General features: G+C 45.4%; 13 protein-coding genes. 4 read left to right on the forward strand and 9 right to left on the reverse strand.

The window, feature by feature from the left end:
• The first annotated feature begins 57 nt into the window (after nt 1-57).
• Complete coding sequence (locus ACLD71_RS22060; RefSeq protein WP_137671839.1) at nt 58-1,503, forward strand: peptidoglycan DD-metalloendopeptidase family protein; 1,446 nt, start codon at nt 58-60, stop codon at nt 1,501-1,503.
• 78 nt (nt 1,504-1,581) lie between these two features.
• Here ACLD71_RS22060 and ACLD71_RS22065 read toward each other — a convergent pair whose 3' ends face one another.
• Entirely contained in the window at nt 1,582-2,667 is a 1,086-nt protein-coding gene (locus ACLD71_RS22065; RefSeq protein ID WP_411992193.1) for a BamA/TamA family outer membrane protein, read from the reverse strand.
• 57 nt (nt 2,668-2,724) lie between these two features.
• Complete coding sequence (locus tag ACLD71_RS22070) at nt 2,725-3,078, reverse strand: glycine zipper family protein (RefSeq protein ID WP_411992195.1); 354 nt, start codon at nt 3,076-3,078, stop codon at nt 2,725-2,727.
• Nucleotides 3,079-3,368: 290 nt separating this feature from the next.
• Between ACLD71_RS22070 and ACLD71_RS22075 the strand changes: the two genes are divergently transcribed.
• Entirely contained in the window at nt 3,369-3,497 is a 129-nt protein-coding gene (locus tag ACLD71_RS22075; protein WP_303510529.1) for a hypothetical protein, read from the forward strand.
• Nucleotides 3,498-3,569: 72 nt separating this feature from the next.
• On the opposite strand, the gene edd is transcribed toward ACLD71_RS22075, so the two are convergent.
• The 5 genes from edd to ACLD71_RS22100 form a co-directional block, all read right to left on the reverse strand.
• Nucleotides 3,570-5,375, reverse strand: a complete 1,806-nt coding sequence (gene edd, locus ACLD71_RS22080) for a phosphogluconate dehydratase (protein WP_411992197.1) — start codon at nt 5,373-5,375, stop codon at nt 3,570-3,572.
• Nucleotides 5,372-5,911 carry a gluconokinase gene (locus tag ACLD71_RS22085; RefSeq protein WP_411992199.1) on the reverse strand — a complete coding sequence of 180 codons (540 nt, stop codon included), beginning with the start codon at nt 5,909-5,911 and terminating at the stop codon, nt 5,372-5,374. Before ACLD71_RS22085 ends, edd begins: the two co-directional genes overlap by 4 nt.
• Complete coding sequence (locus tag ACLD71_RS22090; RefSeq protein ID WP_411992201.1) at nt 5,898-8,363, reverse strand: GH36-type glycosyl hydrolase domain-containing protein; 2,466 nt, start codon at nt 8,361-8,363, stop codon at nt 5,898-5,900. The genes ACLD71_RS22085 and ACLD71_RS22090 overlap by 14 nt, the downstream gene beginning before the upstream one ends.
• 33 nt (nt 8,364-8,396) lie before the next feature.
• The gene (locus tag ACLD71_RS22095) at nt 8,397-9,392 is read right to left on the reverse strand and encodes a LacI family DNA-binding transcriptional regulator (RefSeq protein ID WP_411992203.1); all 996 of its coding nucleotides are present in this window, start codon (nt 9,390-9,392) and stop codon (nt 8,397-8,399) included.
• 183 nt (nt 9,393-9,575) lie between these two features.
• Nucleotides 9,576-10,631 (reverse strand): cation diffusion facilitator family transporter, encoded by a 1,056-nt coding sequence (locus tag ACLD71_RS22100; protein WP_411992205.1) that lies wholly within the window; start codon nt 10,629-10,631, stop codon nt 9,576-9,578.
• A 171-nt stretch (nt 10,632-10,802) separates the two neighbouring features.
• Between ACLD71_RS22100 and ACLD71_RS22105 the strand changes: the two genes are divergently transcribed.
• A complete protein-coding gene (locus tag ACLD71_RS22105) occupies nt 10,803-11,435 on the forward strand; it encodes a glutathione S-transferase family protein (RefSeq protein WP_411992207.1) in 633 nt (210 codons plus the stop codon).
• 172 nt (nt 11,436-11,607) lie between these two features.
• The gene (locus ACLD71_RS22110; RefSeq protein ID WP_137671847.1) at nt 11,608-12,798 is read left to right on the forward strand and encodes a class I SAM-dependent methyltransferase; all 1,191 of its coding nucleotides are present in this window, start codon (nt 11,608-11,610) and stop codon (nt 12,796-12,798) included.
• Between the two features lie 109 nt (nt 12,799-12,907).
• Here the strand turns inward: ACLD71_RS22110 and ACLD71_RS22115 are convergent, their stop codons facing one another.
• Together ACLD71_RS22115 and ACLD71_RS22120 are read right to left on the reverse strand one after the other, a co-directional pair.
• Entirely contained in the window at nt 12,908-13,288 is a 381-nt protein-coding gene (locus ACLD71_RS22115; protein WP_411992209.1) for a hypothetical protein, read from the reverse strand.
• A 307-nt stretch (nt 13,289-13,595) separates the two neighbouring features.
• Nucleotides 13,596-14,627 (reverse strand): lipase family protein, encoded by a 1,032-nt coding sequence (locus tag ACLD71_RS22120; protein WP_411992211.1) that lies wholly within the window; start codon nt 14,625-14,627, stop codon nt 13,596-13,598.
• Between the last annotated feature and the right edge of the window lie 114 nt (nt 14,628-14,741).

Raw genomic sequence — 14,741 nt, forward strand, 5'->3', positions numbered from 1 at the left:
CTAAAAATACTATAACAACAGCTGCATTAAGACAGCGTTTAATAGGTAAAAGACACTATGTTTAACAGTAAAGCCCAACTGTTTGGCCGCCCAAGCAGGCTGCCCAACAAACATTGGCAACTCATTTTGGCCTGCGGAGCCGTTATCACCATCGCAAGCTTTTGGCCCTCGTCAAAAACCACCACTTCAAGTGCGGGTTCTCGCCAACTGATCGAGCTGCCACAAAACAGCTTCACTAAACAAAACGATGGTTTAGTTTTCGACTTAAGCAGTAGCTCACGTGAAGCCATTGATTTAGTTAAACAAAAACCTCGCCCAGAACCCAGTTCAGCGCAGTTTAAACAGTCAGCAGTAAACACTAGCAAGCAACAAGCTGACTCAGCTGTTCAATCGCCAGAGTCCACTACCGCGTCAAACAGCGAGCCACTAGTTGGCGGCGTACGCAGTTACCAGTACACCATCAAAGAAGGTGATACTTTAGGTAAGATTTTCACCCGTTTCGAGATAACGCAAACCACAATGTATCAAGTATTAGAAGCTGACATCTCGGTGTTGGCACTTGATACTCTAAGCCCAGGGCATGAACTTACCTTTACTATCGATCACGACAAACAGGAGCTACAAGCTCTACAACTGGCTTTTAACCCTGCTCAACAAATTGTCTTTAAACGTGTCGACCCTACTACCTTTGAATACGAAACCGTTAGCATTGAAGGTCAATGGCAAAAACAAGCCATTAGCGGCACCATTGAAGGCAGCTTTTACGTATCTGCCCGTAAAGCCGGATTAAGCCCAAGTGAAGTGGAACAAGTGGCCACCATGTTCAAAGACAAAATTCGTTTTTCACGTGATTTTCGAGCGGGTGATGTATTCCAAGTGGTAAGAAACCGCCAATACATTGATGATGAGTTAACCGGTCAGAGCGAAATTAGCGCGGTGCGCATGTTTAATCGTGGCAATGAATATAGCGCTTACCTATTTAGTAACGGCAACTACTACGATAAAGATGGTGAAAGCCTTGCACGAGCCTTTATGCGGGTACCATTAAAACGCGCCCAACGAGTTAGCTCCGGGTTTAACCCTCGTCGCAAGCACCCGGTAACAGGGCGAATATCCCCGCACAACGGTACAGATTTCCCGGTAGCCATTGGCACCCCAGTTCTCGCAGCAGGCGATGGTGTGGTGACGCGAATAGAAAACCACCCTTATGCCGGTAAATACTTAGTGATTCAACACGGCGGCAAATATCGCTCGCGCTATCTGCACTTAAATAAATTTAAAGTGCGAAAAGGTCAGCGAGTCACACGCGGTCAAATCATAGCAGAGTCTGGTAATACCGGACGTTCTACCGGCCCTCACCTACATTATGAGTTTCATATAAATGGCCGTGCGGTAAACGCAATGACAGCTAAAATCCCGCTGGCATCGGCAATTGATAAACAAGAGCTAACAGCCTTTAATAAGCTAGTGAAAGATATGAATCAGTTAATTAAAACCGGCTAAATAAGCTAGCTGAACAATAAACTTAAAACGGAGCGTAATGCTCCGTTTTTTATTTCAGATTTACCATACATTTAAGCGCTACCATGCTGAGCCGAACTGCAAATACACAGCGGTATCGTTTTTGTGCTGCGCAATATCAATACCCCACTTCAAGCCTAATTGGCGAGCGATTAAGTGTCTAAACCCACCACCATAAATAGTTTGTAACTCGCTATCTTGGCCTTGATTATAAGCCGAGCCTGCGCCCGTAAAACCAATCAATTCCCAGCGCGAATTTAGCGCGTAGGCAAGTTCTACTTCTGCAGACGCTACCTGTTCACCTTGATAGCGCATCGCCGGGATACCGCGAATATCGATAAATGGAAGCTCCCAAGCAGGCGCCCCCTCACTAACTGCGGTAGCAACCACACGGCCAGAGACTCGCCACTTATCCGACAACGTTTGATAAGCATTAATGTACGAGTTAAATCGAGTAAAATCGTGGTCGCCTCCAGCATAGCTGCCGTGTTCAGATACTTTTACGCGAGCCTTAATACCGTTGTTTGGAGAGAACTGGTTGTCTAAGGATTCGTACAGCAAGCCATAAGAAAAAGCCGCATCTCTAGACTCCGTTTTACCCACACCTTCAAAGTTTAGATCTCCACCACTCAGCTTGTAGCCCCCATTCACAAACCAGTTACTGTTGGCGATACGAATATCTAGGTCATGCTGAGTAAGAAATCCATCGGCAGTCATTTTTACCGGATCTCCCGCGCCGTAAAAATCAATGTTGATTAAGCCTTGGAATATGCCCCCTTCATAACGAATGCCATCGTTGAGCCAGTTACCAGAGTGGAAAGCCCCAAAAAACTGGGTACCGTTGTTGGTACCGCCACCCACAATGCCAGAAACGCTCGGCGAGATAGTTGTTGCAGTATTCGTTCGCCGGCGTTCCTCTTTTTGCTCTTCTGTTTCGTGGAAAAAAATGGCACCTAATAGCCCGCCATTTCCAATAGCTGGATCGGTAATTAGCGCCGGAAACAGTAAAAAGCCGTGGGCATTTTCTAAAGCCCACTCAGAGACATCTAGCTTACCATCTAAGGGGTCACGAAATTGATCCCAGGTCGATTTAGCGCTAATCGTTCCCGCTAGCAGGGCTAAGGTCCAAACGTATTTTTTTAACATACGGACACACTCTGAAGGGGGCATTGAACGCAGGCCTTAAAAAGGCTAATCATTAACTTACTCACCGTAAATAAGTTCTGCGTCAATCTCATCATCTAAATGCTGCTGGTAGATATCTTCAACCATTGCATCTTCAACAAACTCGCGTTCATAACGGGCACACTCTTCTTCATCATAAGCGCCAGCAATCACCCCAGCCCCAGCGCCTATGGCCGCTCCATTGCCAGCATTGCCTACAATAGCCCCCGCTACACCACCAATAATCGCGCCATCTACCGCATCAGTAATCACATTACCATCACAGGGATTAGCGCTAACTAACGCAGTATTAAACACACCGAACACTAAAGCGGCCGCCACAAATACACGCTGTGAAGGTGGCTGTTTACGCTGTTTGTTACTCTTTCTCATGAGACTTCTCTTAAGCAATTGATTTTTATGGCACAAGTGTGGCGATAAGTAAGAGAAATGGAAAATGAGCAGGTGTAAGCGGAGCTTATAGGAATAAATATTTTGCTACATCAAAAGCTGAACACGAATAGCTGAAGCACCGAAAAACGATAAAAAAGGACTACGAAGAACCCAAAATCAGCAAATAAAGTAGCCTTGAGTGGGCTAAGCGGGACTTGTTCACGTTAATTTATGAATGAAATTGCCGTTTACGCGGTCTAATGTAATGTAGGTAGCAAGAGGTCGCCTTTATGAACAGAATTACTCTTACTATATTGTTGTTGATCCCAATAGCCTTGAGCATTGCGGTGGGTATTAAAGTGAGTCATGGCATTTCCCTAAACTCGCCGTTAGTTGTGCAGAGTCAAGCTAACGCTTAGCTCCGCACAGCGTGCCGACACAAGCCAAACAATGGTGTTGGCTAAGCCGTTTCACCTTCTTACTAATATTAACTAATCAAACAATACACTAGCGCCATTTTCGGCACTGCCAATTAAGCGGCGGAATGGTTCAAATAGCTCTCTGCCGGTGCCAAAGTGCTGCTGATTTTTGCTGTCTTGCTCAATCTCTCTCGCACTTAACTGCTGCGGATCTAATTGGCAGTTAAGTGTGCCAGTTATTGCATCGAGCTGAATCAAATCTCCATCGCGTAACTTCGCCAATATACCACCTTTAGCTGTTTCAGGGCTTAAATGTAAGGCAGAGGGTATTTTGCCTGAAGCACCCGACAAACGACCATCTGTTACCAATGCCACTTTAAACCCTTGTTTCTGAAGGTTACCCAGTATCGGCATCAACTTGTGCAGTTCTGGCATGCCATTGGCTGCAGGCCCGTTATAACGAACCACTACCACCACATCTTGATTCAATAGACCTTGTTGGTAAGCCTCTACCACTTGATGCTGGCAATCAAAGATTTTAGCGGGCGCTGTAATTATTTGCTGGCTCACGGCTACAGCGCTGGTTTTAATCACTGCCCTGCCTAGGTTACCGCTGAGTAATTGTAAGCCACCGTTTTCGGCAAACTGATGCTTGTCAGCGGCAATCACGCTGCTATTTAGGCTTTCACTTGCACTGCGCCAACATAGCTCGCCATTCTCCAAATAAGGAGATTGTAAGTAATCACTAAGCTGGCCATAAATGGTATTCGCGTCCATATGCAACAAACCGCGTTGCGCTAACAAACGCAATAGGCAAGGTACCCCGCCCGCATGCTCAAAAGCATTAATATCGGCTGGGCCATTAGGATACATACTCGAGAGTTGCGGCACTGCTTTAGCCAGTTGCGCAAAATCATCCCAGGTTAATATCAACCCTGCAGCACGGGCTATCGCTATCATATGCAGGGTGTGGTTAGTGCTGCCGCCCGATGCCATTAGCGCAACCAAACCATTCACCAAAGCCTTTTCGTCAAGCACTCGATACAAAGGCTGATAATTGGGGCTGCCCATGGCAATTATTACCATGTGTTTAGCAAGCTGCTCGGTGAGTTTTTCTCGAAGAGGTGAATTCACTTCAACAAAGGCGCTGCCCGGTAGCATTAATCCCATGGCTTCAAATACCAATTGGTTAGTATTCGCAGTGCCATAAAAGGTACAAGTGCCGGGTGCGTGGTAAGCTTTATTTTCGGTCTCTTGTAAGGCCGATTTATCCAGTTCACCCGCTGCGTATTGCTGACGAACAGCCACTTTTTGCTCGTTTGAGATGCCGCTAGGCATTGGACCACTTGGCACAAAAGCAGTAGGTAAATGACCAAAAGACAAAGCGCCCATTAGTTGACCAGGCGCTATTTTGTCACACACACCTAACAGCAAACACCCATCAAAGCCTTGGTGACTTAAGCCAATAGCGGTACTTTGAGCAATTAGGTCACGTGAATACAAAGACAAATCCATGCCTTCTTGACCTTGGGTAACCCCATCACACATTGCTGGCACGCCACCCGCCACTTGAGCACTGTGGCCCAAGCTCGCCAAGCAATGCTGAATCTTTTGCGGGTATACCGCATACGGTTGATGTGCGCTTAACATGTCGTTATAAGCACTAATAATCGCAATATTAACCCGAGTAAAATCTAGCAAGCGCCCTTTTTGCTGCTCACTACAGGCAGCCACAGCATGTGCCAAATTACCGCAACTTAAACGCGCCCTAGAGCAGCCTTTTGCGGCTTGCTGCTGCATTCGTTGCACATAATCATTACGTAAGGTTTTGCTGCGCTGGCGAATGGTTTGAGTCACTTGCTGAATAATCGAGTTCATGGTTTGCTCGCCTCAGCGAGATGACTCGCCGCATGAATACAACGCTGCATAACCATATCAAATCGCCCGGTTATCGAAACACTCACTACATCGTGCTCCGCAGCTGTAGGTAACTCTAAGTCTTGGTATTGGCTGCTTAACAAATCACTGGGCATAAAATGCTGCTCTCGTTGTCGCAAGCGGGTTTCAATTAAAGCTTGCGCGCCAACTAAATGAATAAACCCCACTGTGCCAGACATCTCTCTCAATTTATCGCGATAGGCTTTTTTTAAGGCTGAGCATACAATCACAACGCTTTGCCCACGCTGGCTAAACGAAGCTGCAGATAGGGTCACTTGTTCTAACCAAGGCCAGCGGTCTTGATCATCAAGTGGCTGGCCGCTTTTCATTTTTTCAATATTACTGGTGGGGTGTAAATCGTCTGCATCTACAAACTGAAAACCCAAACATTCCGCCAGTGCTTTACCAACACTAGACTTTCCAGACCCGGATACGCCCATAATAATATAGATACTGGGGGGCTTAATGTTCGTCATATTCAACCTTTTTCGCGCGTGTTGTTTGAGCCGAAAGTTCTGTCTCTATACCGCTTAGTGTTACCGTTAGCGAGTAATGCTCACCTGGTGTGAATCCACCGATTAGCAGTGTATTGGTGCTTTTATTCGAGATGGTAAGTGTAGTACTTTGCGAAACGTTAGCACTTACTGAAATACACTTCTGTATAGCGTTTTCTGACAGAGCTTGTTGCACAAACTCAATATCAAATGTCGCGCCGCGAAACTTGCGGTGAGCCGAGGCATGTAACCATTCTTTGGGTAACTGCGGGCTTACCAGCAAGCCTTCGCTGCAACCGCGCATGCCAAATAACTGTTCAACCAGTAATTGATAAAACCAAGCACTGGTTCCTGTATTAAACAAGTTACTAGAGCGACCAGCAGTACGCGGGTATTGGTAGTAAGCACCGCGATAATAATTTGGCAAATACACCGGAAGCTGACCACGAATACTTAAATCCTCATTCTCATTGGAGGGGATCATTTTTCGCAATACCTTAAACGCGCGTTCACCCAGACCATTGGCATACAGCGATGCGGCATAAAACGCCGCCGCATGGTTATACACCGAACCATTCTCTGCGCTGCCGGGCCATTTTTGGGTCACTCGGCCAACATCATCGCGCATTTGGGTAAATGCAGGCGCGTTCATCATTACCCCAAAAGGCGTGTCGAGTTGCTCGTCAATCGCTGCCAACATTTGTTGGCTTTGCTGCTGATTAGCGGCTCCACATAATAAGGCCCAACTTTGAGCATTAAGAAAAATACGCCCTTCAACATCCTTACTTACGCCAAATAATACGCCGTTATCGGTAATCCCTCGGCCATACCACTGCCCGTCCCAAAAATACTGATTAATACGCTGATTAAGTTGTGTGGCATGTTGCTCAAATTGGTTTGCTAGCTGAGTTTGCTCAAGCTTATGGCAAACTGGCACCCACAACTGCAAGGCATAAGAAATGGCTTCAGCTAACCAACCCGACACCCCTTTGCCTTGGTAACCCACCATATTCATTGGGTCGCACCAATCACCTTGAGCAATATACGGTAAACCTCGCTCATCATTCGCCTCGCATAAAACCTGCATCGCCTTAGAAACATGTTCAAATACACTGCTCTGCGTTGCTTGGTCTGCCCACGCTAAAGGCAGCTCCAACAGACTGTAATCATTGGTTTCTTGAAGGTAGGCACTTAATACAATAGCTAGCCAAACGGGGTGATCGGTATGCGGCACCTGATTGATGTATTTCAGCTCAGCTTGTTCACTAAGCAAAATGCCATCAGGCATTTCACCACTAAATTTCTGTTGTTGAAGCGCGGTGATTATGGCCTTTTTACAGGCTTGGGGGTTGAGATACACCATGCCCATGGCGTCTTGCAGGTAGTTACGTGTTTGCGGGTCGGTAGTAAGGCGATTGCTATCGCCATGATAAAACACCTGTCGAGGTAACCAATTATTCACAAAGTGATTAAACTGCTGATCGGGTGTGTTCACCTTCATGCAGCCTTGCGCCTGCGAGAAATAATCTTCAGATTCCGCTTTTATTTGCTGCTCATCAATCTGTAAATAGCGTTGATTAAGTTGTTGAATCTCAGCCTTATCTTTGGCGGGCCCAAAACATAAACGCAAACTGTCGCTAGCTTTAGGCGCTAACAAATATTGAAACTGCATAATAGCCGCAGGCAATTCATAATGGGCCTCACCGTTAGCAAGGTTACCGCCATGTTGAAGGCTACTAGGGTTATGTAAGCCTCCTTCGCCTTCAAAGGCAGCTTGCGATACTTCATAATAATCAGGAATTCGACTAGCAGACAAAAACGTCAGATCTTTTAGGTGTTGATTTTTGAAGTAATCATCTACTTTCTGATAAGGGGTTACGCTGCTACACACAATCGCATTTAGCTCAGTGTTGTATTGCCCTCCCATATTCATCCACGAGGCATAACCTACCGGAAAATAAGGTATAAGCGAAATGTCTCTAAGGTGGTTACTTACATTAACCACGCGTATTTGCCAGAGCTCTAGTACATCATTCGCTGCCAAACTAAGCGTAATAGTGAGCTCAATATCCAGTTTTTCAATTTTCCAGCGAATATCTGCCAAGCCAGGTTCAAATGCATAAGCATCTAAACTTACCCGCATCGGCTCATAAGGTGCCGAAAACATCTCGCCCGTTTGGTTATCTCTTAAATAAAAAAAGCGCCCTGGATGATGACTAAAATAAGGCTGCTCTGGCTGCATAAAGCTTTGCGCAGCTAAGTTAGGTACATGGGTGTATTTTCGTGGTTCAGGATCCATATATTGACTCACTGCATAACCACGACAGTTCATATGCAGCATCATTTTTTTGTTCCACAAATAAGCGGCGCTATTCGGCGCTATGCATGGGTCGTCAAGCTGATAACGCGTTCCGTCTTCAATAAACTTAGCCATGGTTTAACTCTTGTTTGTGATCATCAAAGGACTCTAAGGTGTGCTAGCACGTGCGATAAAACGAGGTGATTCCACTTTAGGAATCGTTAACTGCAAATCGTAAGCCATGTTGAGTACTCGCCGACAGGCAGCACTGGCCATTTGCTCTATAGGAATGCTAATGGTGCTTAAGGGCGGAGAAGCATAAGCAGCAAAGTCGACATTGTCGTAACCCAATACCGCCACTTGTTGAGGTACCTTAATGCCGGCACTTTGCAGCATTGATAACGCCACTAACGCCACCTTGTCGTTACCACAAAACAATGCGTCAAACGCGAGGCCACTGCTTAACAATTGATGAATGGCTGCTCGGCACTCTTCAAAATCAAAGCTACCTTCAATAACCAACCTGGGATTAATTGGGCGGTCTTGTCTGGCTAACTCATTCACAAAGCCCTGCTGGCGCTGCTGGGCATCTTGGGCGCTTAATCGCCCAGTGATACAGGCAATGTTTTGGTGGCCCTGTTTAAGTAAGGCGGCGGCAGCTAATTTGCCCCCCAAGTAATGATCAACACTAAAAGACTCTGCAGACAGTAAATCTACCGAATGATTAATAAAGACTAACGGCGGGTAGCTGGCTTGTGCGCTAAGCAAGTCAGATACAGCCATTTCTGGGCATACCATTAATACCCCATCACAATCGCGACGAATTAAGTAATCGAGGTGCTGTAAGCAGGCTTCATTACTGCCCGCACCTTCGGCATTGGCCAAAATTAGGTGTTTATCGTGACGCCGCAGCTCTAACTCAATGGCGTGCAATATATGCTGGTAAAAAGAGCCTGATAAAGAAGGTAACCACACGCCAATAATATTGGAACGCTGTGTTGATAAGGCCCGAGCAAAGCTATTAGGCCGATAATTTAGTTGGTGCATGGCTTGGCTAATTCGCTGTTGTGCTTTAGCCGATACTCCACCATTTCCCGACAATGAACGCGATACTGTGCCTACGCCAACCTCGGCTAATTTTGCCACATCTTTAATGGTCGCCATTTGCTCGCTCTGCTTTGCTCATTGCTGTTACAACCAGCATGAGCACCCGCCAGACTAGGCTCAAGCATCAAAAACGCAAAATGGAACCGATTCCATATATTTATGAAACAAATAGCAAGCGCTTAGAATAATTTCATCAAGGCAATAAAAAGAGCGCTCTTTTTTGCTGCTAGCTTAAGTTAACTATACCTGTTCGCTGGCGAGTTCATCATCACAATTGTCACAGCAGGGGTTTAAGATTCGTTCGGCACAATTAAATGGCTCAATGTGAATAATCACATCCACCACTTCATCTAACTCTTGCATCAAATGATCTTTAAACTCTTCACTAATGGAATGTGCTTTATCTACACTCATGTCTGGGTCAACCAATAAGTGAAAGTCTACCAAAATGGCACTGCCCACGCGGCGATTGCGAATCGCATGAACTTCTTTTATCTCATCATTACTAACCGCATGATGCTGAATTTTCTGCTCTAACTTTTCATCTGCTTCTTTTTCGGTAATCTCTTGCATGGCAGGCCATATAATTTCCCACGCCGCCTTTAGAATCATCGCAGTAACCAATAAAGCAGCGATTTGATCTAAATAATGCAAATGCGGAAAGAAGTAGTTGGCCAATACCGCTACTGCAACCGGTAACGAACTTAGGGCATCACTGCGATGATGCCAAGCGTTGGCGTGCAAAGCGCGGCTGTTAACACGTTTGGCTTGAATTAGTGTCCAACGGTACAACACTTCTTTTACGACTATCGACACCAATGCAGCCGCTAAGGCTAATACCCCAGGGTTACTGGTTTCATTGGCGGTTAAGGAGTTTATCGAATCCCAAGCAATGCCAACGCCGACCAATATTAACAATGCACCAATAAAAATATTAGTGAGCGTTTCAAAACGACCATGACCATAGGGGTGTTCTTTATCGGCAGGGGCAGCCCAATAACGAGAGCCAATTAAAATAGCAGCATCGGTGACTAAATCAGAAAAACTGTGTACTCCATCGGCGACCAGCGCTTGGCTACCAGTAAGCTTGCCCACACCAATTTTAAGAATCGCCAAAAACACATTGGCAATAGAGCCAATCCATGTTGCTTTGCGAACAGTTTTAACCACTTGCTGTTGCATGATGAGTCCGTCTACCACTAAAAAATGAGCACATAGTCTACCCAGTTCAGACCCAGAAAACGAGCCTAGGCTACCGACATCTATTATCTTTAAGTGATTGAAAATAAATATCATTTAGATTCAGGAGAGCAGAGATAAGATAAACGCTTGAAGCGCTTAACTATCTGCACTTAGCCACTGATAGCTTTTTAATCAATTAAAGCCACTAAACTATAGCGATAGGCTCCACTTGCTTCTATGCTATAGCTGAATTTGCCCTTGTTGTAGCTAAAAAGGATTGCCTCAATGATTACTTTGTATGGCTCGCCACGCACTCGCTCTTTGCGCGTATCGTGGATGCTGGAAGAATTACAACTCGAATGGAGTTATCACTACCTTAACCTTCAAGCCGGTGAACACCGCAGCGAAGAATATTTAAGCATTAATCCCTGCGGTAAAGTGCCTGCATTAAAAGATGGCGAGCTAGTCTTTAATGAATCTGCCGCAATTTGCCTTTATTTAGCCGAGAAATACGGCCCGCACTTTTTGCCCACTCCGGGCAGTGATCAATCCGCTCTACATCATCGCTGGGTAAGCTTTACTATTTGCGAATTAGAGCAAGCACTTTGGAGCATGGGCAAACATCGCTTTGCTTTACCTGAAGAACTACGCGTACCAGAAATGCTAGAAACCGCTACTTGGGAATTTAATAAAGCGACTGCCATTGCCGAGCTTTGGGTGCCAGAAGAAGGCTACCTATGCGGCGAGCAGTTTACCGTGGCAGATGTTTTACTCTGTCACACCCTAAATTGGGCAATGAGCTTTCAACAACAACTTCCCCCCAAGTTAATGGCATACCGTAAACGCACCAGCCAGCGCTCGGCCTTAAATACTGGCCTTGAAAAAGAAATGAACGGCAAGGCCATGAGCAATTTGTAAGCAGCTTCATCTCAGTAAGTAGTTAATAAAGCCAAGCCGAAAAGCTTGGCTTTTTCGATTTCGACTTAAGCTACCAAAAACGCCTGCTTTTGCTGAATAAAGCCAGACTATACTTGGGTTTTGCCAAGCAAGACGCTTATAATGCGCGGCATTACCAATTAGGAAGCAAAACATGAGCGGCATCATTACCCTTAAAGCCAAACGCGACAAAGCATTGTTGCGTCGTCATCCGTGGATTTTCTCTAACGGCATTCATAAAGTGTCGGGCAAGCCGCTCTCCGGTGAAACGGTTGAAGTGTACAGTGCTGAGGGGAAATACTTAGCCACCGCCGCTTACTCGCCTGATTCTCAAATTCGCGCGCGAGTATGGAGCTTTGATCAACAGCAACAAATTGATAAGCAATACTTTATTCAGCGCTTACAAGATGCCGATGCTGCTCGTAGCATTTTGCCAGAATTTGCCGATACCAATGCTTACCGCTTAGTCGCTGGCGAAAACGATGGTTTACCGGGCATTACTATTGACCGCTATGCCAATGTATTGGTTTTGCAGCTATTAAGTGCTGGCGCAGAGTTTCAACGCGCTAACTTAGTAGAGGCCCTAAAACACTGCTTCCCAGACGATGTTATTTACGAACGTTCAGATGTAGCTGTGCGCAAAAAAGAAGGCCTAGAACAAACCCAAGGTCTCATTCATGGTGAGCTTCCAGCTCAACCGATGGAAATAGAAGAAAACGGCCTGCGCTTGTTAATTAACGTAGAAACTGGTCACAAAACCGGTTACTACCTTGATCAGCGTAATAACCGCAAACTAGTTGGCCAACTGGCCAAGGGCAAAAAGATCCTCAACTGCTTTTGTTACACCGGTGGTTTTGGCACCTATGCCTTAGCTGGCGGCGCGAAAAAAGTAGTAAACATTGACGTGTCTGATGCGGCCTTAGAGATTGCCAATCAAAATGTTGAGCTAAATGGTTTAGATGCAAACAAGATTACTCAGTTAAATGCTGATGTATTTAAGCAGCTACGCGCTTACCGCGACTGTGACGAGCAGTTCGACATGATAGTGCTAGACCCACCAAAATTTGTTGATAGTAAAGCCAGCTTAAACCGCGCTAGCCGAGGTTACAAAGACATCAACATGCTAGCCATGCAGATGTTACGTCCTGGTGGAATATTGCTGACTTACTCCTGTTCTGGCCTTATGCCAACTAGCTTGTTCCAAAAAATCGTGGCCGATGCAGCCATTGATGCCAAACGAGAAATGCAATTTTTGAAAACCCTAGAACAAGCCGAAGATCACCCCGTAGGCGGCCCCTACCCAGAAGGCCACTACCTAAAAGGCTTTTTGTGCCGAGTTAAGTAAGCCACGCTCAAACGTCTTAGAACGATAAAAAACCGCAGGCTAGCCTGCGGTTTTTTATTGCTTAATCAGCAGCAAACAACTGGCCTTCAGCCAGAATAAAAGCACACGGCTATGCTGTTTTCTGCAGTAATTGATACTGTTGGTTAAGCTCTATTTCTTGCTTGCTCAAGCGGTAAACGGCAATAAATACTAAGGCAGTAATTGGGTTTAAAAATGGAATAATTTGAATACCGATAAGTGCCAATAGCTGGCCAGTTTTCCTTTTAGCAATAGCGCTGTGAATCCAATATACATACGACATAGCGCCGGCTGTCATAACCAACAAATAGGCAATAGAAAAGCCTAATTCTTCTCCCATTATATTCGGGAAGAAAAGCCAAACTGCACAACCTAAACTGAGTATCGCTACGATAGCCCAGCAAGCGATAAGAAAAAGTTTTCTAAACATCCCTAAAGAAGAAAACGACAATTGATAGTTGTTAATGTCCATACAAATTTAAAACCTGATTATTCTCTTTCACGTTTACGATGGCAAAGAGGCTTAGCGCATTCTCGGCACTGGAATGGCAGAGATGCTAGCATGTTTTAATCATATTCTTCGTGAAATTAAACACGAATGCTGGAACAAAACCCCGTCATTAAAGACCTATTTGTTACATTCCAAATCATGCCCAAACTCAAAACAGTCAACAACTTTTAGGTTATCAATAAGTAGAATCAGTGTTTAAAGGGCCCTCGCCCATGTTCAAACAACTACGGTAATAGGCGTTGGTGCTTTTCAGCTAAGACTTTCAAGCTCAAGCACTCGGTTTTGAGGATGCATCAGCCAAAACACCAGCCGCCAGCTCGCCCTGCAAGCTATTCCATAGTTTTAAGCAGTAATAAATCGGCATATGATCGGTAAAGCTTATGGAGGTATCACCATGCAAACGCTTAAGATTGTCACGCCATTCTTTAAAAGAATCCAAAAGGTGCTGGTTTATTTCTGCTAGGTCTATGCTCAGGCTTTTACGGCGTGCTTCTTGGGCCTGAAAAGTACTTACAATCAGTTCCTTATATTGTTCCGAACTCATCTCTGGCCGTTGGTAATCAATACGCTGATCACTGTGGATGTAAACCAGCTCGCCAGTATCTTCAAAACAAAACTTAATAGCAGGTACGTTCGGCGGCAACATTGGAATAGGATCACGCGCATGCTCTACTCGCCACACCGGTCGCTGCTTAAGTAAGTGGGTAAAGTCGCTGTCTCCTAGTCGCGGCGCGCCATAAATGTACAAACCGGTGGCTTGGGTTATTTTGGCAAAACACAAGGTCGCCAAAGCGCCTCCTAAGCTATGCCCAGTCATCCAAATCGGCCGTTCTGGATACTCGGCAATTTGTTGTTCAATAAAGGCTGCTAAGCCTTGCTCGCCATCCCAGATTTCATCTAAGGCTTTTTGAAAGCCGGTATGCACTTTGCCACCTTCACTAAATCGAGTAGGCAATGCATCTAAATCACTTCGCAATTCATACAATGCCGATAGCGACTTCAATTCAGTACCGCGAAAACTAATAATTAGTGCCTGTTGGTTACCAGCCGCCATGCACTCTGTGCCTTTACCTTGGAAAAAACTAAACTGATTAAAGCCCGCCAATTGATAGGCCATTCGCGCAAAACCTGGGTGGGTATAGGCCAACAACGAGCAATCGGCCAACCACCAAGCATTAACCTTAGAAAACTCAGTATTACTGGCCTCAAAGGGATGTGCAGACGCATCATTAAAATAGCGATAGTCCATGTCGGGCGGCACTATATCGTAGTTTTTAGGGTCAGGAATGGGCTTTATCATGGCAGTTTACTAAGTAAAAATGGCGGGTTTCATCTTACCTTAAGTTCAAACCATTTCACCACAGAGAGCTAAAGCAGTAATGGAAATTTGAACTGTTCACAGTTTTCATCCAAA

The sequence above is a fragment of the Agarivorans sp. DSG3-1 genome (assembly GCF_046774965.1).
Lineage (GTDB): Bacteria > Pseudomonadota > Gammaproteobacteria > Enterobacterales > Celerinatantimonadaceae > Agarivorans.